Annotated in this window: 14 protein-coding genes; 10 read left to right on the forward strand and 4 right to left on the reverse strand. The window is 69.2% G+C overall.

The annotated features are described in order from the left end of the window. Positions 1-7: 7 nt before the first annotated feature. On the forward strand, positions 8-1,126 hold the full coding sequence (locus VHR41_15705) for an aminotransferase class I/II-fold pyridoxal phosphate-dependent enzyme (GenBank protein ID HEX3235642.1): 1,119 nt from the start codon (positions 8-10) through the stop codon (positions 1,124-1,126). Between the two features lie 8 nt (positions 1,127-1,134). On the opposite strand, the gene VHR41_15710 is transcribed toward VHR41_15705, so the two are convergent. Further along, positions 1,135-1,551 carry a HEAT repeat domain-containing protein gene (locus VHR41_15710; protein HEX3235643.1) on the reverse strand — a complete coding sequence of 139 codons (417 nt, stop codon included), beginning with the start codon at positions 1,549-1,551 and terminating at the stop codon, positions 1,135-1,137. 91 nt (positions 1,552-1,642) lie between these two features. On the opposite strand from VHR41_15710, the gene VHR41_15715 reads away from it, so the two are divergent. Next, positions 1,643-3,061 (forward strand): M20/M25/M40 family metallo-hydrolase, encoded by a 1,419-nt coding sequence (locus VHR41_15715; protein HEX3235644.1) that lies wholly within the window; start codon positions 1,643-1,645, stop codon positions 3,059-3,061. Between the two features lie 3 nt (positions 3,062-3,064). Here VHR41_15715 and VHR41_15720 read toward each other — a convergent pair whose 3' ends face one another. The 3 genes from VHR41_15720 to VHR41_15730 are packed head-to-tail and all read right to left on the reverse strand — an operon-like array spanning position 3,065 to position 5,222. Next, positions 3,065-3,697 (reverse strand): response regulator transcription factor, encoded by a 633-nt coding sequence (locus tag VHR41_15720; GenBank protein ID HEX3235645.1) that lies wholly within the window; start codon positions 3,695-3,697, stop codon positions 3,065-3,067. Then, complete coding sequence (locus VHR41_15725) at positions 3,694-4,290, reverse strand: trypsin-like peptidase domain-containing protein (protein ID HEX3235646.1); 597 nt, start codon at positions 4,288-4,290, stop codon at positions 3,694-3,696. Before VHR41_15725 ends, VHR41_15720 begins: the two co-directional genes overlap by 4 nt. Beyond that, entirely contained in the window at positions 4,287-5,222 is a 936-nt protein-coding gene (locus tag VHR41_15730; GenBank protein ID HEX3235647.1) for a trypsin-like peptidase domain-containing protein, read from the reverse strand. Before VHR41_15730 ends, VHR41_15725 begins: the two co-directional genes overlap by 4 nt. A 180-nt stretch (positions 5,223-5,402) precedes the next feature. Between VHR41_15730 and VHR41_15735 the strand changes: the two genes are divergently transcribed. From VHR41_15735 to VHR41_15770, 8 genes are all read left to right on the forward strand, one after another. Next, positions 5,403-7,757: a DUF5916 domain-containing protein gene (locus VHR41_15735; GenBank protein HEX3235648.1), complete on the forward strand. Its 2,355-nt coding sequence runs from the start codon at positions 5,403-5,405 to the stop codon at positions 7,755-7,757. A 257-nt stretch (positions 7,758-8,014) separates the two neighbouring features. Then, positions 8,015-8,581: a GNAT family protein gene (locus tag VHR41_15740; protein ID HEX3235649.1), complete on the forward strand. Its 567-nt coding sequence runs from the start codon at positions 8,015-8,017 to the stop codon at positions 8,579-8,581. 27 nt (positions 8,582-8,608) lie between these two features. Then, positions 8,609-9,202 (forward strand): hypothetical protein, encoded by a 594-nt coding sequence (locus VHR41_15745; protein ID HEX3235650.1) that lies wholly within the window; start codon positions 8,609-8,611, stop codon positions 9,200-9,202. Continuing rightward, entirely contained in the window at positions 9,199-11,064 is a 1,866-nt protein-coding gene (locus VHR41_15750; GenBank protein ID HEX3235651.1) for a serine/threonine-protein kinase, read from the forward strand. Before VHR41_15745 ends, VHR41_15750 begins: the two co-directional genes overlap by 4 nt. A gap of 182 nt (positions 11,065-11,246) precedes the next feature. Then, a complete protein-coding gene (locus tag VHR41_15755; GenBank protein ID HEX3235652.1) occupies positions 11,247-12,422 on the forward strand; it encodes a glycosyltransferase family 4 protein in 1,176 nt (391 codons plus the stop codon). Between the two features lie 227 nt (positions 12,423-12,649). Continuing rightward, positions 12,650-13,543 (forward strand): sulfurtransferase, encoded by an 894-nt coding sequence (locus tag VHR41_15760; GenBank protein HEX3235653.1) that lies wholly within the window; start codon positions 12,650-12,652, stop codon positions 13,541-13,543. Positions 13,544-13,919: 376 nt separating this feature from the next. Then, positions 13,920-14,207 (forward strand): hypothetical protein, encoded by a 288-nt coding sequence (locus tag VHR41_15765; GenBank protein HEX3235654.1) that lies wholly within the window; start codon positions 13,920-13,922, stop codon positions 14,205-14,207. A 24-nt stretch (positions 14,208-14,231) separates the two neighbouring features. Next, entirely contained in the window at positions 14,232-20,870 is a 6,639-nt protein-coding gene (locus tag VHR41_15770; protein ID HEX3235655.1) for a YDG domain-containing protein, read from the forward strand. The last annotated feature ends 1 nt before the right edge of the window (position 20,871 follow it).

Here is a 20,871-nt window from a genome sequence, read left to right on the forward strand (position 1 = left end):
AGCAGCGATGCGCCTCGAGACACTCGCCGTCCACGCCGGACAGGAGCCGGATCGGTCGACCGGCGCGGTCACCCCGCCGATTCACCTCTCCACCACCTTCGCCCGGCGCCCGGACGGCAGCCTGCCGGACCGGTTCCTCTACGCCCGGAGCGACAACCCGACCCGCCGCTCGCTGGAGACGGCGCTCGCCGCGCTGGAAGGCGGCGGCGTGGCGCTGGCGTTTGCCTCGGGCATGGCGGCCACCGCCGCGGTGTTCCAGGCGCTGGCACCGGGCGACCATGTGATCGCTCCCGCGGACGCGTACTACGGCACGGCCAAGTTCCTCCGCGAGGTGCTCGGGCCGTGGGGACTGGCCAGCAGCTTCGTCGACATGACCGACCTGTCCGCCGTCGAACGTGCGATCACCCCCCACACCCGGCTCATCTGGACCGAGACGCCCTCGAATCCCAGCCTCGCCGTCACCGACATCGCCCGGGTCTCGAAGCTGGCCCACGCCGCCGGTGCTCGATGCGTATGCGACAACACCTGGGCCACGCCGGTGCTGCAGCGCCCGCTCGCGCTGGGAGCCGACCTGGTCATGCACGCGACGACCAAGTACCTGGGCGGCCATGGCGACGTGACCGGCGGCGCCCTGGTGGCGCCGGGTGAGGACGAGCTGGTCGCGCGGCTCCGGACCATCCAGACCGTGGGTGGCGCGGTTCCCTCGCCGTTCGATTGCTGGCTGGTTCTCCGAGGGCTCCGAAGCCTCCCATACCGTATGAGGGGTCACTGCGAGAACGCCGGCGTCGTGGCCACGTTCCTGGCCCAGCACCCGCTGGTGGAGGTGGTGCACTATCCCGGGCTGGCCAGCGATCCGGGTCACGAGGTGGCCCGGTGCCAGATGGCGGGCTATGGAGGAATGGTGTCGTTCGAGATGCGCGGTGGGGCGGAGCCGGCGCTGGCGGTGGCCGGACGGGCCCGGCTCTTCATCCGGGCCACCAGCCTGGGGGGACCTGAGAGTCTGATCGAGCACCGCGCCTCGGTGGAGGGGCCGGACACTTGCTCTCCACCGGGCCTGCTCCGGCTCTCGGTCGGGCTGGAGCACCCGGACGACCTGGTCGCGGATCTCGACCAGGCGCTCGGGTGAGCCCCCTGCTACTTGTCGGTCAGGGCCTCGGGGGCGATCCGCCTGATGGCCCGGCGGGCCGCCGCGGCGATCTCGTCGTTGATCTCCTCGTCGACCATCGTCTTGAGCTTGGGCACGGCGGCCTTGGCCTTGGGTCCGATCTCGCCCAGGGCCACCGTGACGGGAAAGCGGACCGTGGGATCCGGGTCGTCAAGCGCCTCGATCAGCGCCGGAACCGCTGCGGCGGCCGCGGGACCCAGGCCTGAGATCTCATAGGCGGCGGCGTTCCTGGTCTGCGGGGCCGGGGCCTTGAGGTCGGCCACCCATTGGCTCAGCTTGCGGCCATCGGTGACGGGCTCCTTGTCGGCCGATTCAGTCTGGGCCGAGGCCACCGAGCTCAGCACCAACACCGCGGTGGCCAGCGACCCCAACGTGCGCTTCAGCATGCATCCTCCAGCGAGAATGTCCATCCGGGCGCCATCGCGCCCGATAGAAATATAGCCCCTGCGGGTCTCCACCTCTTCGATGGTACCACGGATGAATCCATTTCGAGTCACTCGCCACCTTGTCGCCGGTTCGATGCTCCTGCTAGGCACGGCTCCGGCGCCGGCCCTGGCGCAGACGCCATCCATCGCGGCGCGCTATCAGGCGATCGCCGACAGTCTGATCCACGCCGCCACCGCCGACAGCGCGGCCTACCTCCGGCTGGGCCGACTGGTCGACACCTTCGGTCATCGGCTGAGCGGGTCCGCCAGCCTGGAGGCGGCGATTGGCTGGGTGCTGCACGAGATGCAGAGCGACGGGCTGCAGAACGTGCGCGGCGAGCCGGTCATGGTGCCCCACTGGGTCCGCGGCGCCGAGTCCGCCGACCTGGTGAAGCCGCGCTCGATGGCGCTCAAGATGCTTGGGCTGGGCGGCAGCGTCGGCACGCCCAAAGGCGGCATCACGGCGCCCGTCCTGCTCGTGACCAGCTTCGACGAGCTCACGCGTCGTGCCTCCGAGGCTCGGGGCAAGATCGTCCTCTTCGACGAGCCGTTCACCGAGTACACTGCGGCCCGGAAATACCGCACCGATGGCCCGTCCGCCGCCGCGCGGGCCGGCGCAGTGGCCTGCCTCATCCGTTCGGTGGCCTCCGCCAGCATTCGCAGTCCGCACACCGGCGCCCTGGTGTACGACTCGACCGCGCGGAAGATTCCGGCGGCGGCGCTCAGCGTGGAAGACGCGATGATGCTCCACCGATTTGCCGACCGGGGCGAGCCGGTGGTCGTGACCCTCCGGATGGGGGCCCGCACGCTCCCCGATTCACCCTCGCGCAACGCGGTGGCGGAAGTGGTGGGCCGGGAGAAACCGGAGGAGGTCGTCGTGCTCGGCGGCCACATCGACTCGTGGGATGTGGGACAGGGTGCAATGGACGACGGCGGCGGAGCGGTCAGCGCCTGGGAGGCGGTGCGGCTGATCCAGCGGCTCGGTCTGCGGCCCCGGCGCACCGTGCGGGTGGTGCTCTGGACCAACGAGGAGAACGGAGGCAGGGGCGGCCAGGCGTACCACGACGCGCATGCCGCCGAGGTGAGCCGCCACGTGCTGGCGATGGAGTCCGACAACGGCGTGTTCAATCCCAGCGGCTACGTCTTTGCCGGCTCGGATTCGGCCGCGGCGGTGGTCCAGCAGATCGCGGCGCTGCTGCAGCCGATCGGCGCCACCGCCGTGAAGCGGGAGCGGCAGAGCCCGGCCGCCGATATCACCACGCTGGTCGACGGGGGAGTGCCGGGGATGGAGATCCAGACCGACGACACCCGCTACTTCTGGTACCACCACAGCGAGGGCGATACGCTCGACAAGCTCAACGCCGCGGAGGTGGCTCGCTGCGTCGCGACGCTGGCGGTGATGGCGTACGTGGTAGCGGATCTTCCGGAGCCGCTCGCGCGGAGCCCGATCTCGGATGCGGTGAGCCAGTAGCGCTCACAGCATGATGAGCCCGAGCCGGGCGCCGCTGGCTACCGCCTCCGCCCGAGTGGACACGCCGAGCTTGCCGAAGACCCCGGCGACATGGGTCTTGACGGTGTGATCCGAGATGCCCAGCCGCGCCGCGATCATCTTGTTGCCCAGCCCCTCGGCCAGCATGCCGAGCACTTCGATCTCGCGCGGGGTGAGGGCCGGCGCGGGTGAGGGAGGACGCAGTACCGGCCGCGGGGCACCGCTCCCGGCAGGCTCGACCGGCAGCACCACCAGACCGGCCGCCGCGGCCGCCACCGCGGCGGCGATCTGCTCCCCCGTGACCGTCCTCGCCAGCGCGCCGCGGGCACCGGAGCGAAGCACGCGCTCAACCCAGCCATCAGCCGTCTCGTCTCCCAGCACCACCACGGCGGGTGCGCGTCCCAGACGATCCGGTACCAGGGAGAGCGGCAGCGGGAGCGGCTCGCCCGGCTCGAGGGCGAGGAGAACGACGTCGGCTTCCACCGTCTCCGCCAGATCCGCCAGGCCCGCTGGACGCGCCACCGTTTCCAGCAGCGTGAACCCGGAATGATTGGCGAGCAGCGCTGCCAGACCGGCCCGTACGGCGGGTGAGGCGGCGGCGATCACGACTCGGGTCACGCGGCGCGTCTTCCCGGAGCGGGTGGGCCGGCGCGCTGGAGAAAGCGCGAGATGACCGGCACCGGCACCGCGTAGCCGAGACCGCCGGCTACCAGCGTGTTGAGCCCGAGTACCCGGCCGTACACGTCTGCCAGGGGGCCACCGGAATTCCCCGGCGCCAATCGCACATCCGCCTGAATCCAGCGCGGCGCCCCGGCGTCATCCCGCAGGACCCGGTGAACCACGCCGAGGCTCAGCGCGTTGGGCACCCCAAGCGGATGGCCGAACCCCAGGATCAGCTCGCCCGGACGGAGCGCGGCCGCGTCCCCCCGCTCGGCCACCGGGTACTCGCCGGGCGGGAGCCGCAGGGCCGCGAGATCGCACTCCGGGTCGCGCGCCACCAGCCAGGCCTCGACGATTCGTCCGTCCGAGAGCCGGACCCGCGCGCCGTCCGCCGGCGCCACGTGGGCGTTGGTGAGCACCAGCCCATCTGCTCGCCAGAGCACACCCGAGCCTTCTCCGCGGGCACCGACCTGGACCTGCACCGTCGCCCGGCGAAGCAGGTCGGCCACTCCCGCGAGCGCGGCGCCCAGCTCGAGCGCGAGCACGCTCACCGGCCCCGGCGGGCGGGGCGCTCGCCAACGGTGACGGTGACAGTGCGGGCCTCACCCCCGCGGACCAGTTGTACCGCGGCGCCTTGGCCGACCCGCTCCGGACCGAGGGCGGCCAGCAGATCCCCGGGGTCGCCCAGTTCGTGCCCGTCCAGGGTGACGATGATGTCTCCCAGCAGCAGCCCTCCCTGCTCGGCCGGACCTCCGGCCTCGAGGTTCACGATCACCAGCCCGATCCGGCCGGTGAGCCCTAGCCGCGACCGGAGCGGTTCGGGGAGCTGGACCGGCTGGGCGGCGAGTCCGAGAAATCCGCGGCGCACCCGTCCCGCCGTGAGGAGCTGTTCGGCCACGCGCTCGACGGTGCTCACGGGCAGCGCCAACGCCACGGCCCGGCTCAGGCCGGAGGTGTTGATGCCGAGGACCCGGCCGCCGACCTCGACCAGCGGTCCGCCGGAGAACCCGTCGTAGATGGAGAGATCGAGCCGGACGAAGCGATCGACCTTGCCTCCCTGCCAGGTGCGCCATTCGCCACCCACCGCGCTCACCAGTCCCAGGCTCGCGGTCAGCTGGGTGCCGGGGCGTCCGAGGGCGAGGACCAGCCGGCCGACCTGAAGGTCGGTCTCGTCGCCGCGCTCGACCGGTGGAACGGCGGCATCCTCCAACCGGAGCACCGCGAGGTCGGTGGTTGGATCGCGCCCGGCGAGCGTGGCCGTCGCGGTCCGGCCGCTGGCCACGGTAACGCTGAGATCTTCGTCCCGGCTTATCGTGTGGCTCGCGGCGATCACGGCGCCGGGCCGCCACACCACGCCCGAGGATGGAATGCGGCGGCGCCCATGGATGGCGACGACCGAGCGGCCCACCTGCTCGACGGTGGCGGCTAGGTCGCGGGAGAGACCGGCCAGCAGGCTGGGCTGGCCGGAAGAAGATGCTGTCATGCGGTCCTCCGAGGGTCACGGCGAATGCGGGATGCATCCGCCGGCTGACCCAACGATGTCCCCCTCAGGGCTCCCAGGCATCGGCCGAACGGGGGACCCGGCGATCGGACGTTCGGCCGAGCCGAAACCAGGGCCCCGACCGCCGCGTAGGCCCAGGTACCAACCTCCGCGACCGGATCCATGTTCCTGACCTTGCTGATGCTGCACCTGGGTGGAACCGATCCGGCCAGCGTGTACAACGGCCGGCAGGGCCGGCTCGACGTCACGCCGCCGCGAGTGGACGTCCAGGTGAAGGTGGACGGCGTGCTCGACGAGGCGGTCTGGGGCGAGGCGGCCCTGCTCACCGGCTTCAGTCAGTTCTCGCCCTCGGACGGAATTCCCTCGGTGGATTCGACCGAGGTCCTGGTCTGGTATTCGCCGGGCGCGATCTACTTCGGCATCCGCGCGTTCGAGGCGCACGGCGCGGTTCACGCGACCCTGGCGGACCGCGACAAGATCGCCTCCGACGACTACATCCAGATTTTGCTCAGCACCTTCAACGACGCGCGCCAGGCCACCGTGCTGGCGGTGAATCCGTTCGGGATCCAGTCGGACGGCGCGCTGATCGAGACCGGATCGACCTCGGGAAACGGCTTCAACAACTCGGTGGTCAATCGGGAGAGCGCGGACCTGCGTCCGGACTTCGTCTACGAGTCGAAGGGGCGGCTTACCGGGGGCGGGTACGTGGTGGAGGTGCGGGTCCCTTTCAAGAGCCTCCGCTTTCAGCCGGCGCGGGAGCAGCGCTGGGGCATCAACGTCACCCGCCGGGTGCAGCACTCCGGTGTCGAAGACTCCTGGACCCCGGCCAAGCGCGCGAGCGCCTCGTTCCTGGCGCAGTCGGGTCACCTGCTCGGACTCACCGACCTTCGCCGTGGCCTGGTGCTGGAGCTCACGCCCTCGGTCACCTCCAAGACCACGGGAACACCGGGTGCCACCGGATGGGACTACAGCGGGGGGAGTCCCGAGCTGGGGGGCAGCCTCAGGTGGGGCATCACCAACAACCTGAATCTCAACGGCACGGCCAACCCGGACTTCTCCCAGGTGGAGTCCGACGCCGGCCAGTTCAACTTCGATCCTCGGAACGAGATCTTGCTGTCCGAGAAGCGGCCGTTCTTCCTCGACGGTGTCGAGCAGTTCAACACCCCCAATAGCCTGATTTATACCCGGCGCATCGTCCAGCCGGTGGCCGCGGTCAAGCTCACCGGTACGGGACTAGGCACCGACATCGCGCTCCTCTCGGCGGTGGACGAGCGGGAGGTGTCGCGGTCGGGGGAGGATCATCCGGTCTACAACCTGGTGCGACTTCAGCGCGGGATCGGCGGCCACTCCCGGGTGGGGCTGGCGTATACCGATCGGGTCGACGGCGGCGACTACAACCGGGTGGGCGGCGTGGATGGCCGGCTGGTGTTCGGGGAGATCTACAGCGCGCTGTTCCAGGTGGCCGGGAGCCGGACGCGGACCAGCGGGATCACCACGACGGCGCCGCTCTGGCTCGCCCGGGTGGACCGGAACGGCCACACCTTCGGCGGGCGGATCTCGATGAGCGGCAGCGACCCCGACTTCCGCGCGCGGAGCGGCTTCTTCTCCCGTCCCGGGCTGGTGCGTGGCAACGTCAATCCCCGAGTCACGTTGTACGGGAAGAGCGGGGGGCTGCTGGAGAACGTCACGGTCGACCTCAACCTGGACGGCCTGTACCGTTACGGCCAGTTCGGCGAATCGGAGGGGATGCAGGAGGAGAAGGCGCACGTCAACACCAACGCCACGCTGCGCGGCGGCTGGCAGGTGGGCGCGTCGGTCCTCAACGAGGCGTTCGGCTATCCCGCCGAGGTGTACACCGGGTACCGGCTCGAGCGCCCGCGGGCCGACGGCAGCGGCGTCGACACGGTGCCGTTCGTGGGCCAGCGCCGGATCCCCAACCGCGACTACGTGCTCACGCTGAACACGCCGGAGTTCGCCCAATTCGGTGGCAGCGTCTTCGTGATCTGGGGCCACGACGAGAACTTTTACGAGTGGGCCTCCGGCTCGATCGCATGGCTGGACCTCAACCTGGACTGGCGACCCACCGACAAGCTCCGCTTCGAGGGCCGGTACCAGGTCCAGTGGGTGGGCCGGCGGACCGATGGGAGCACCGTGAATCTGCAGCGGATTCCCCGGCTCAAGATGGAGTATCAGCTGTCGCGACCGATCTTCCTCCGGGTCGTGGGTGAGTATCGGAGCGAGCGGCAGGACGCGCTCCGCGACGACAGCCGCACCGATGCGCCGATCCTGATTTACGACCCGGTGGTGGGCGACTTCGTGCGGACCACGCCGTTCAACCACCGCTCGTTCCGTGGCGACCTGCTCTTCTCCTACCAGCCCACGCCCGGCACCGTCCTCTTCGCGGGGTACGGGAGCACCTTGCGGGATCCGGTCGACCCGGTCGATTCGTCGCGGACCGGCTTGCGCCGGGCGGACGACGGGTTCTTCCTCAAGATGAGCTATCTCTTCCGGATGTAACCTTCCGGGGCGTTGCCGCTCGCGCCGGACGTTACATTGGTTGGATAGAACGAGCCCGAGCGCCCATCGGTCATCCCGAGCCCATTCGCTGCGGTTAGGGCCAACTGGCGCGAAGGATCTTCTCCCCCGGAGCGGACCTCCACGGCGACGGTCCGGCACCGCGGGCAAGATCCTTCGTCGCTCCGCTCCTCGGGATGACCGCGGGGATCCGATACCCATGTTGGCCTCCCAGAAACCACGACCATGACCGCCGCCTGATGCAGCTCGATCTCCCCTCCAGCCGGATCCGGAGCTGGCGCCCTGGTGACGAGGAGAGCCTGGTGCGCGAGGCGGATAACCGGAACATCTGGCGCACCGTGCGCGATCGCTTCCCGCACCCCTATACCCGAGCGCACGCCGACGCCTGGATTGTGCGGGCCACCTCCGACCTGCCGGAGACCCACTTCGCGATCGACGTGGCCGGCGAGGCCGTCGGCGGAATCGGACTCGATCTGCAGGAAGACGTGGCCCGCTATTCGGCGGAGCTGGGCTATTGGCTGGGTGAGGCGTACTGGGGCCGGGGGATCATGACCGCGGCGGTCTCCCGCTTCACCGAGTACGCGTTCCGGACCTTCGAGCTCTGTCGGATCTACGCCCTGGTGTTCGAGACCAATCCGGCCTCCTTCCGGGTGCTCGAGCGAGCCGGGTACGCGCTGGAGGGGCGGCTCCGGCGCGCCGTGTACAAGGACGGGCGAATCCTCGACCAGTACCTCTACGCGGTGTCACAGGACGCCCGGCTGCCGCATCCCCCGTCTTGCGGGGGCATGGACATTGCCCCATCCTGAGCCAAACCGTCCACATCGAGAGGGTCCATGCATCGGGTACTCTACGCCGCCGGGTGGAGCTATGTGGCGCTTTGCGGCCTGGTCCTGGCAAAGTCCAGGGCCCCGGCGCGCCTGGTAGCGCCCGGAGGCGGAGAGCCGCACAACGCTGCCGCACCATACGCTGGCGCGGCCGGCGAATGGTTCTCCCAGGTCAAGCCGTTCTGCAATTCGGTCGAGGTGGAAGTCCGACAGCAACAGCTCCCGGCCCCGAGCGGGGTGGAGGGGGCGGGGTACAGCGCGGCCTGCTATGCGCTGGCCGGCAAGATCGAGCGGGCCCAGGAGGTGATCGACCGCCTCTCATCGCGGGACCGCAGCCAGGCCGCGGGTATCGTGTTCGCGATCGGACATCCGGTGGCCGACGCGGGGGACGACCAGTCGGCCGGACCGATCATGCGGCTGGTGGTGAGCTATCAGCCGGGCAATTACATGGCGCTCTACCACGCGGGGATGTCGGAATACATTCTGGGCCAGCGGGACTTCGCCCGGACCCACCTGGAGCGTTTCCTCCAGCTGTACAGCAGCGAAGACGGCTGGCGCAAGAACGCTGAGGACGTGCTCGGCCGCATGAGCGGCTCGCGGTGACCGAGTCGACCTACCTCGCGCCGGGCGCGGTCCTCTGCCGACGCTACGAGATCGTCCGCGAGATCGGCCGGGGCGGCTACTCGGTGGTGTATCTGGCGCGTGACCGCGAGCTGCAGGTCGAGGTTGCTCTCAAGCTCCTGGTGCCGCCGCCGGCGGCCGCGCAGGTGGCGCGCGAGCGGATGCGCCGCGAGGTCCAGGCGGTGCGGGCCCTGTCGCACGCCAACATCGTCGCGGTCTTCGATTTCCTCGAAGAAGGGCCGTGGAGCTTCATCGTCATGGAGTACGTCGCCGGGCCGGATCTCCAGGTGCGGGTACGGGAGCGCGGCGTACTGGACGGCGACGCCGCGGTCCGGGCCGGCCGGGACGTCGCCGCCGCGCTGACGGCGGCCCACCGGCGCGGGATTCTCCACCGCGACGTCAAGCCGCAGAACATCCTGCTCGATCCCGACGGGCGCGCCCGATTGACCGATTTCGGCTCGGCCAAGCTCGATGGCCAGCTCGGCGTCACCGGGACCGGCGCGCTGGCCGGCACCCTGGCGTATACCGCGCCCGAGGTGCTCGCCGGGCGCCGGGGCGATGCGCGGGCGGACGTCTACGCGCTCGGCCTCACCCTCTATTACGCGCTCACGGGTGAGCTTCCCGAGCGGCCTTCCGGTTCGCTTCCGCCGACCTCCTCGGCCGACGGATACCATCCACGGACGGTCAAGCCCACCGTGCCGGAGTGGCTCGACCAGGTGATCGCCCGCGCCACGTCGGCGGCCGTCGAGGACCGCTTCCCCACCGCGGCCGCGCTGGATCTGGCGCTGGCGCGGCCGGGCGCGGCGGGTCTGCTAGTCACCGGCGGGGGCGAGACCTGCATCCTGTGCAACGGTCCCGATCCGCTGGCCATCGGCTTGTGTCCTGCGTGCGGCGGCGGGTCGGCCGGGATGGCGGATACGCTGGTCTTCCTGCGGCGCCCCGCCAGCGCAAGCGAGCGGCGCGCCATGGCGCTCCGCCTGGCTCTGGTGCTCCCCGACCTGGAGGGCTCGGAGGCGGAGGCGGTGGCCTCGGGACAACGCCCGCTCTTTCGGGTCGCCGCGGTAAGCGCGCCACGCCTGGTCGACGAGCTCGAGCGCCGGGAGCTGGCCGCTCACCCGCTGCCGGTGGCCCACGCATGGCGCGCGGTCCCGACGGGTCTCTACGCGCTCGTCTCCGCGGTGCTGCTGGGAGGGGCCGTCGCGGGCTCTCTGGCGGAGCCGGTGCTGCTCTGGACCAGCCCCTTCTTCGGCGTGCTGATGCTGGTAGGTGCCGAGAGGGGCGCGCGTACGCCTGCCGTCACACCGTCGCCGCGCCGGGACGACCTCCCCAGAACGGTCGAAGAGGAAGTCTTGCGTACGTTGGCCCAGGTGCCGCCCGGCACCGCGCGCGGCCTGCTGGCCGATCTGGTGCGCGCGGGTCGCGCGCTCTTTGCGCGGTTGGAGCGCACCGGCGACGATCGCGGATTGGCGGCCGCCCTCACCGACCTGCTCATCTCCGCGTGCTCCGCGGCGTCGGACCTGGCACAGCTGGACGAGAATCTGAGCCGATTCGAGCGCCAGCGTGAGCGGTTCGCCGTTTTCCCGCCCGGCTGGCTGGACGCGCTGGCGCGCTGCGAGCGAATCCGCGATGCTCTGGTCCAGCGGCTGCTCGAGGCGATGACGGTCCTTGGCAAGCTGCAGAGCCAGAGCGCCGAACTGGCGGACGCGAGCGATCCGACGCTGCCCGATCTCACCCGTGAGCTGCAGGAGGATGCACTGGCCCAGAGCGCGGCGGCCGAAGAGGTCGAGGCACTGCTGGCGCTGTCGCCGGGGCGCAACACGGAAATTCCACACCTGGCTGTGTAGGTCCAGTCCCGCCGGTTCGCGCCGCTCCATCTAAATCGTCCCCACTCAGCCGTTTGCCCCTCGGCTCAGGGATTCTACCCGGCGGTCGATGGCACCACACTGCCGGTGGCGTGTGTCTTGCCTTTGATCGAGGCACCATCAGAACCAATCTGTCTCGACCCGATCGCCCACGGTGGCTCGCCATGCGTGTGCTGTTGCTCGACTACGACTGCCCTCCGCGCCCGAGCGGCGCCGGCGCCATCAGTGAGGCGCTGGCGCGGGGCCTCGCCTCGCGCGGACTCATGGTGGACGTCGTGACCACCGGTGAGCGCAGCACCACCGAATCCCAGGTCTTGTGGAACGGCGGAGCATCGGAGGAAGGGCTGCTCACGGTGCACCGGGTGAAGAGCGGCCCGGGTTACCTGCTTGCGGCGCTGCCGCTGCTCAGGCGGCTGACACGGGGCGCGCCGTACGACCTGGTCCATCTCTTCTTATCAGCCCCGACCGCGGCACTGCTCCCGCTGCTCAACCTGGGGGATGTACCGGTCATCGTCTCCCTGCATCGGGCGGATGATGTCGGTCCGCGCGGCCCGACTGAGCGGCTCGCCCGCGTGCTGCTGATCCCCTTTCACCGCTGGACCTGGCGTCGCGCCGACCGGCTGGTGGCGGCCTCCGAGAGCCTGGGGCATCTGGCGCTTCGCGGCTCGGCCAACCTGCGCTACTCGGTGGTGCAGGGCGGTGTCGATCTGGCCCGCTTCCATCCGGTGCGGACCTTTCGGCGGAGCCGCTCGACCCGGATCCGTTGTCTCGCCGTCGCCGGGCTCTCAGCGCACGGCGGGGTGGCCGATCTGCTTCACGCGCTGGCGCTGCTGGAACGGGATCGCTTCGAGCTCGAGATCGTGGGGACGGGCCCCGAGGAATCGAGGCTTCGTGCACTGGCGGCGAAGCTCGGCGTCGCCCAGGAGGTCATTTTCCGCGCCCCGGTCGGCTCGGCCGACCTGGCGGAGCGGTACCGGGCGGCGGACCTCTTCACCGTGGCGCCTGCGGCGGAGTTCACCGGCAGCGGCTTCGCAGAGGCGCTCGCTTCGGGTCTGCCGATCGTGGGGAGCTCGGTGGGTGCCATTCCGGAGCTGGTGGAGCACGGCAGCAACGGGCTGCTGGTCCGCCCCGGGGACGTCCGGGCGATTGCCGACGCGATCGCGCGTCTGGCCGCCGATCTGCAGCTGCGGCGCGAGATGGGTCGGCGCAATCGGCTCAAGGCCAAGGCCACCCTGGACTGGAGCCGAATCACCGAGCGATGGCTCTCGCTCTACGCGGGGGTGCAGCGTCGCCGGCTGGCCCCCGCCCGGCCCGCGGAGATTCCCTCCGGGACCTGGTGAACGTCCGGCCCCCGCCAGCGCCCGGTTGACAGTCCGCGCGGGCGGCCTGTAAGTTTTCCCCATGCCTCGCCACCTGTGTACGCGGTCCATGCCGCGCATCCGCGGCTGTACCGTCCGGTCCCGCACCGGAGGGTAGGCGCCGGCCTCACGCTGGAATCGCGCATCATCGAGTCTGGCCGGCCGCACTCCCTTCCGGGTGTGCGGCCGTTTTGCTCAAGGAGAAGATCATGGCCACAGCACAGGCGGCGCCGCCGGTCACGCCGATCGAGCAGCGCGGCTACGCCCATCCCGAGGTCCTGGTGTCGGCCGACTGGGTCGCGGCCCATCTCACCGACCCCAAAGTGCGTCTGGTGGAGTCGAACGAGGACATCCTGCTCTACGACACCGGTCACATTCCCGGAGCGGTGAAGATCGACTGGACCACCGATCTCAACGATCCGGTCGTGCGCGACTACGTCGACCGCGACCGGCTCCAGAAGCTGCTCCGCTCCAAAGGGATCAACAACGACACGACGATCGTCTTTTACGGCGACAAGAACAACTGGTGGGCCACCTACGCGCTGTGGGTGCTGCAGCTCTTCGGGGTGACCAACGTGAAGATCCTGGACGGCGGCCGGCTCCGCTGGGTGGACGAGGGGCGCAAGCTCACCACCGACGCTCCCAAGTATCCCGAGGGGAACATCACCATCGGCGAGCGGAGTGACAGCCGGATCCGTGCCTTCCGGGACGAGGTGCTGCAGCACCTCAAGAGCAAGGGCCAACTGGTCGACGTGCGGAGCCCGGAGGAGTACCGGGGCGAGAAGACCCACATGCCCGAGTATCCCCAGGAAGGCTGCCTGCGCGGGGGCCACATTCCGGGGGCCAAGAGCATTCCATGGGCAAAGGCGGTCGATCCGGAGACCCACGCCTTCCGCTCGGCAAGCGAGCTCAAGAAGCTCTATGAAGAGGACAACGGCCTCAAGAAGGACCAGGAGACGATCGCCTACTGCCGGATCGGCGAGCGCTCGTCGCACACCTGGTTCGCGCTCACCTATCTGTTGGGGTTCGACAAGGTGCGCAACTACGACGGATCGTGGACCGAGTGGGGGAACGCGGTGCGGCTGCCGGTGGAGAAGCCGTAGCGACGGCCGCGCTCGATCGGTAAGGTGCGGCCGGCCCCGTTGAGCAGCGTGGGCCGGCTGTCTGTTATCGCCCGCACCTCGGCCACAGCGCGACGCCGTGCATTCATGTTGTGGTCTCGTTACCGCTGCCGGATCGGTGCTACACCAGCGTCACCCCGCTAGCTCTCGGCCCTGCACGTAGATGCAACGCCTGAAACAATTGGCATCACCCGTGCATTAGTCCCCACCGCTCAATCTCTAATCAACGCTCGACACGCGGTCCGTTCCCCGGGCAGGGGAGCGCCGCGTCGCACTGCCCGCAAGGCGTAGCCGGAGGCACGCTCGGCCCCCGCGCCCGCCCTGAGGGCGTCCTCGTCCGTCACTCAGGAGAATGGTCATGAACCGCGCCCGAGTCCTGGTCCTCGCCTTCGCCGCGCTCGCGGTCGGGGGCTGCGCCGACAACATCCTCAAGGAACGGCCGGTCACGCGGACCGTGAAGACGCCGGCCAACAAGGCGGCGTTCTCGGTGAGCTCCAAGGGGCGGTCGACCGTGTGCGCGTCGTACCAGCGGCAGCTCGCGCAGGTCAAGCGGGCCGAGCTGGTGTGGAAGACGGCGAAGGAGCTGGAAGGGCTCAAGTCGAGGGAGCTCTCGCTCAACGCCGTGATCGCCGACGCCTGCGAATAGCCGCCTCCTTCCACCGGATCGACCATGTCCAAAATCACCCGTGCCTGGGTTGCGGCACTCGCGCTCGCCGCTGGCCTCAGCCTTCCAGCATCGCTGGCCGCCCAGAAAGCGCTGGTCTATTGCCCGGTCTCGATCGATGCCGCCGGCTGCGGCGCGATCGTCGCCGCGCTTGGCGCCGACACGACCCTCTTTCCGGGCGGCATCGACGGCGCCTATGACGGTACTCAGGGCACGATGGATCTGGCGACGGTCGATCTCGCGGGCTACGCCGTCCTCCTGGTGCCGTCGCTGGCGGATGGCGCGGGCACCACACCCTACGCCCTGCTGCGCGATCCGACGATCGCCGCACGGATCAAGCAGGCGTTCATGGGGCGGGTGGCGGTCTGGTCGGGAACGCCGGACGTGGGCTCGACCAACCGGACGGCCAAGGACAACCTGATCCGGAATCTGGCGCGATGGGTGCGGCCCGACTCGGCGGGGAGCCATGGGCCGGGCGTCGTGGTGCTGCAAGACAACTCGGATGAGATGTCGTTGAGGTATGGCTGGCTGGGCGCTATCTCCAGCGCATCGGTGGCCGCGGACAGCACGTTTACAGTCTACTCGAACGTCCAAGTACTCACGCAGGCGGGTTCGGCCATCCTGACCAGCGGGGGCGTGCAGATCGGTTACACCAACATGGCGACGTTTGCGCTCCTGCCCGCCGCCGGCACCAGCTCCGACGCGACCGGTGGCCGCACCAGCGCGGTCGTGCTCGCGACGATAGCCGGCGAGCCCAGCGATCCGAACATCGCCACGGTGCAGACCGACCGGGAAGACTACTTCCCCCCCGACACCGTGATCGTGACTGGCGCGGGATGGGAGCCCGGTGAGACGGTGCGGCTGGTGATCCAGGAAGACGCGAGTCCGTCGGTTCACCCCGAAGTCAGCCTGACCACCGTGGCCGATGACGCGGGGCACATTCTCGACCAGCAGTTCGCCATTGATTCGGCCGCCATCGGTGTTCGCTTCACGCTGACCGCCACCGGCCAGACGTCCGGCCGGACCGCGCAGGCGACGTTCACGGACAACACCGGGCTCAACAGCGTCACCATCCTAGGAACCCAGAGCCCGACCCCGCTCAACCCGCCAGGCTCGGCCACCTACGGGACCGTCGCCTCGAACTCGGTGCAGGTCCGATTCAACGGCAACGGGAGCTGCACGGTGGCGCTCTCGGTCTCAGGGCTCCCGTCAGGTGCCAGCTCGACGCTCGTGCCCAGCACCCTGACGGGTACCTCCAGCGGCAATCAGTTCAGCCTGTTGACCGTGAACACCACGGGAGCGGTTGCGACCGGCACCAGCACGATCGTCGTGCGAGCCACTGGCACGGGCGGCAGCGGCAACGACTGCTCGACCAGCATCACCCAGACCGCCACGACGACCCTGGTGGTGAAGCGGGCGAGCACCACGACCGTGAGCGGCCCCGCGAGCTCCACCTTCGGCGCGTCGGTCACCTTCACAGCCACGGTGGCGGGCGGGCCCAGCCCTACCGGCACGGTGCAGTTCAAAGATGGTGGGGTCAACCTGGGTGCTCCGCAGACCATTTCGGGTGGTACCGCCTCGGTGAGTACCTCCACGCTGACGGGCGGTGCCCACACCATCACGGCGGTCTATTCCGGCGACGCCAACTTCGACGTGAGCACCTCCCCGAACTTCAGCCACACGGTGGATCCGGCGAGTACGACCACCGTACTGTCGTCCTCGGTGAACCCGTCCAATTTCGGGCAGTCGATCTCGCTGAGCGCCTCGGTGAGCGGTCCGGCGGGAACCGGGACGCCGACCGGCTCCATCCAGTTCAAGATCGACGGCTCGAACTTCGGCTCGCCGGTTACGCTGTCCGCTGGTGTGGCCGCCAGCGGCAGCACCAATTCGCTTGCGGTGGGCGCCCATCCAGTGGCCGCCGTGTACACCCCCGACGCGCCATCGGCTCCCAAGTTCGCGAGCAGTACCAGCACGGTCATCGCGACCCAGACCGTGAACCAGGCCCTCTCCACCACGACGCTGACCTCCTCGGTCAACCCGTCGGTGTTCGGCCAGTCCATCACGCTTACCGCTACCGTGAAGAACGGCGCTACGCCCATCACGGTTGGCAGCATCAGCTTCATCGAGGGTGGCACCTGCACCACGCCTGGCACCAGCCTCCAGAGCAACCAGACGCCGAGCGCGGCTGGAGTGGTCACCTACACGGCCAACAATTTGTCAGTGGCAGCTCATAGCGTCCTCGCTTGCTACGACGGCAGCGGTTCGTTCGGCCCCAGCGAGGCCAGCTTCACCCAGACGGTCAACAAGGCCGCGACCAGCACGACGATCACCTCCGACACGCCCGATCCATCGGATGCCGGGCAGCCGGTCGCGGTCAACTTCGCCGTGACGGCCAGCCCGCCGGGCAGCGGGACGCCAGGCGGGAACGTGACGGTAAGCGCGAGCGGCGGGACGGAAACGTGCACCGGCACGGTGGCGGCCGGCACCTGCTCGATCACGCTCACCGGGAGCGGCCCGCGCACGTTGACTGCCGCCTACGCGGGCGATGCTAGCTTCGCGGCCAGCACCAGCGCCACGGCGGCGCACACGGTGAGGGCCCCGGCCACGGTGCTCACGGTGGCTCCGGCCTCCGGCATCTACGGTGCAACGGCCGCGCTGTCGGCTACGCTGACCTCGGGCGGCAATCCAGTGCCGGGCAAGTCGATCGGCTTCAGCCTGAACGGCTCGAGCGCGGGCTCCGCGACCACCAACGCCTCGGGCGTGGCCTCTATCGCGGCCGCGAGCCTCGCCGCGATCGACGCTGGCGTCTATTCCACCGGCGTGGCCGCCAGCTTCGCGGGAGACGCCGGCTTCACGGCCTCGAACGGGACCAATACGCTCACCGTGAGCACTGCGACCGTGACTCCGGTCATTACGGTCAGCAACAAGGCCTACGACGGCACCACCACGGCCACGATCGTCACCCGGAGCCTGACCGGCGTGGTGGGCACCGATGACGTCACTCTCACGGGCGGGTCGGCAACTTTCGATAGCAAGACGGCCGGCAACGGCAAGACTGTCAGCGGAACCGGCTTCACGCTGGCGGGAACGGACGCCAGCAACTACGTGCTCTCCGCGACGTTCGCCATCACCACTGCGGATATCACCCCGCTGACGCTGACGGGTCATGTGACCGCCAACGACAAGGGCTATGATGGGACCACGGCAGCGGTCCTCGCGACTCGTACCCTCACGGGCGTGCTGCCAGGCGACGCAGTCACCCTCACGGGCGGCAACGCCACGTTCGATACCAAAGACATCGGGACGGGGAAGACGGTGACGGCAACCACCCTCGTTCTGTCCGGGGCCGACGCCGGGAACTACGTCCTCGCGTCCACGACCGTCACTACCACGGCTGACATCACCAGCGCCACGGTGACCGGCCACTTCACGGTCAGCGACAAGCTCTACGATGGCACGACGAGCGCTACCATCCTCACCCGCACCCTCACGGGGGTGGTGAGCGGCGAGGCCGTGTCACTCACCGGCGGCAGCGCCAGCTTCGGCAGCAAGAGCGTGGGCACTGGTAAGACCGTCACCGGAACCGGCTTCAGCCTGGCCGGTGCGGCTGCCGGGAACTACCTGCTGGCATCCAGTACGCTCACTACGACGGCCGGCATCACGCCTGCCACCGTGGCCGGGCACATCACCGCGAACGACAAAGTCTACGACGGGACGGACCAGGCCACTCTGGCCACCCGCACGCTGACCGGCGTCATCGGGACCGACAACGTGTCGCTGACCGGCGGGACACCAACGTTCTCGGACAAGCAGGTGGGCTCTGGAAAAACGGTGACCGCGACGAGCCTGGGGCTCTCGGGTGGGGACGCAGGCAATTACGTCCTTGCCTCCTCGACGCTCACCACGACCGCCGACATCACGGTGCGCACGCTCACAGCCACGGCCACGGCGCAGGACAAGGTTTACGACGGCACCGCGGCCGCGACCGTGACGCTGGGCGACGATCGGGTAGTCGGCGACGCGCTCACGCTCGGCTCTGGCACCCCCACCTTTGACGACAGGAACGTCGGTACGGGGAAGACCATCACCGTCTCGGGACTGACCCTGAGCGGCACCGACGCCGGAAACTATGTCCTGGCCTCGACGACCGTGGCCACCACGGCCGACATCATGCCGGCCACGGTGACCGGCCACTTCACGGCGGCCAGCAAGGTCTACAACGGCAGCCCGGCGGCGGCCATCGCGACCCGCACGCTCACCGGGGTGATCGGAACTGACGACGTGAGCCTGAGCGGCGGCAGCTCGAGCTTCGCCAACAAGCACGTGGGCGTGGGCAAGACGGTGGCCGGGACCGGCTTCAGCCTGGCCGGGACCGACGCCGGAAACTACGAGCTGGCCTCCAGCACACTGACCGCCTCGGCCGACATTACTGCACGCACCCTCGCGGTGACCGCAACGGGGCATGATAAGGTCTACGACGCGACCACCGCGGCCACCGTCACGCTGCAAGATGATCGTGTAGCGGGTGACGTCTTCTCGGTTACCTATGGCAGCGCGACGTTCGTCAACAAGCAGGTCGGGAACGGCAAGCCGGTGAGCGTCATCGGCATCGCGATCGGCAGCGGCGCGGACGCCGGCGATTATCAGCTCGGCAACACGACCACCGCCGCTGCGGCCGACATCACTCCGGCCTCCCTGGCGCCGCACATCACGGCCAGCGACAAGGTGTATGACGGGACCAGCGCGGCGACCATCGCGACGCGAAGCCTCACCGGCATCCTGGCCAGTGACGTCGTGACGCTGACCGGTGGTGCGGCCAGCTTCGGGGACAAGAACGTCGGAACTGGCAAGAACGTGACGGGAACCGGTTTCACTCTGGCCAGCGCCGACGCGGGCAACTACGTCCTCGATCCGACGAGCGCCACAACTAGCGCCGACATCACGACGCGGCCGCTTGTGGCGACGGCGACCGGGCATGATCGGGTGTATGACGCCACCACCGCGGCTACGGTCACGCTGGGTGACAACCGGGTCGCCGGCGACGACATCACGCTGAGCTACAGCAGCGCGAACTTCGATACCAAGAACGTGGGGAACGGGAAGCCGGTGAGCGTGAGTGGCATCGGGATCAGCGGGGCCGACGCCGGCAACTATGACCCGACCAACAGCACCGCTTCGACCACGGCGAGCATCACCCAGGCGGCCCTCGCGCCGCATATCACCGCGAGCGACAAGGTCTACGACGGCACCCCCGTCGCGGCGATCCTCACCCGCAGCCTCACCGGTGTGCTGCTGAGCGATGACGTGAGCCTGAGCGACGGCACGGCCAGCTTCGCGGACAAGAACGTCGGCACGACCAAGAGCGTGACGGCCAGCGGATTCGGCCTCTCGGGCGGCGACGCGGGCAACTACGCGCTGGTCCCGGCAACGGCCACGACGACCGCCTCCATCAGCCAGCGGCCGATCGCGGTGGCGGCCGACGCCAAGACCAAGGTTTACGGGAATGCCGATCCGTCGCTCACCTATCATCTCACCAGCGGCTCGCTGGTCGGCGGCGATGCCTTCACCGGCGGCCTGTTCCGCCTGGCGGGTGAGACTGTCCCGGGTAGTCCGTATGCCATCAACCAGGGCACGCTGACGGCCGGCGGGAACTACGCGCTCGCCTTCACTCCAGCGAGCCTGGCGATCACTCAGGCCACGCTCACGGTGACGGCGAACAGCACCAGCAAGACGTTCGGGAATGCCGTCCCGGCCCCCCTGACCGGCAGCATCGTGGGCGTCAAGTTCAGCGATAACATCTCGGCGACGTACACCGCGTACATCGCGACCGGCGGGCTGGCCCTGGTGACGCCGACAACCGGAGTGTCCGGAAGCCCGTACCCGATTATTCCCGAGGTCTCGGGCTCGCCCAGCGGCGTGCTGAGCAATTACGAGGTGGTGCTGGTCAACGGGGGATTGACGGTGCAGAAGGCCACGCCTTCGTTCAACAGTCTGGCAATCCCGAACGTGGTCGTGGGCCAGGGCTCGAGCACCGTGAGCGGCAACCTCAAGTACCTGGGAACGGCCGCGACGGTATTCCCCTCGGGCGCGGCGTCCATCACGGTCAATGGCCAGACCCAGCCGGCCACGATCCAGGCGAGCGGGAACTTCACCGCCACGTTCACTACGTCGGCGTTCCCGCCGAGCGGGACCGGTCTGACCGTCGCGCTCTCCTACAATGGGAGCGACCCGAACTTCACGACGGCGAGCGGTGCGGGGGCAATGAAGGTGCTCTACAACGTGGCGGCCGGACACTCGTTCCTGCAACCGATCAATCCGAACCTGACGACCGGTAACCGGAGCAGCTTCAAGATCGGCTCGACCATCCCGACCAAGTTCCAGCTCTTCAAGGCGGACGGCACTACGCCGATCACCAGCGCCGTCGCGACCATCGCGGTGGTGAAGCTCGACAATACGGCCGAGACGCCAATCAACGAGGACTTGATCACCTCGCCGGCGGACGACGGGATCAATTTCCGGCCGTCGTCGGGGCAGTTCATCTTCAATCTCAGCACCAAGAACTGGACGGCGGGTACTTACCGGATCATCGCGAATCTCGACGATGGCAGTCAGATCACGGCCGAGGTGGACGGTAGGTCGAAGTAGC

It is taken from the genome of Gemmatimonadales bacterium (genome assembly GCA_036265815.1).
In the GTDB taxonomy this organism is placed as follows: Bacteria; Gemmatimonadota; Gemmatimonadetes; order Gemmatimonadales; family GWC2-71-9; genus CAVVWJ01.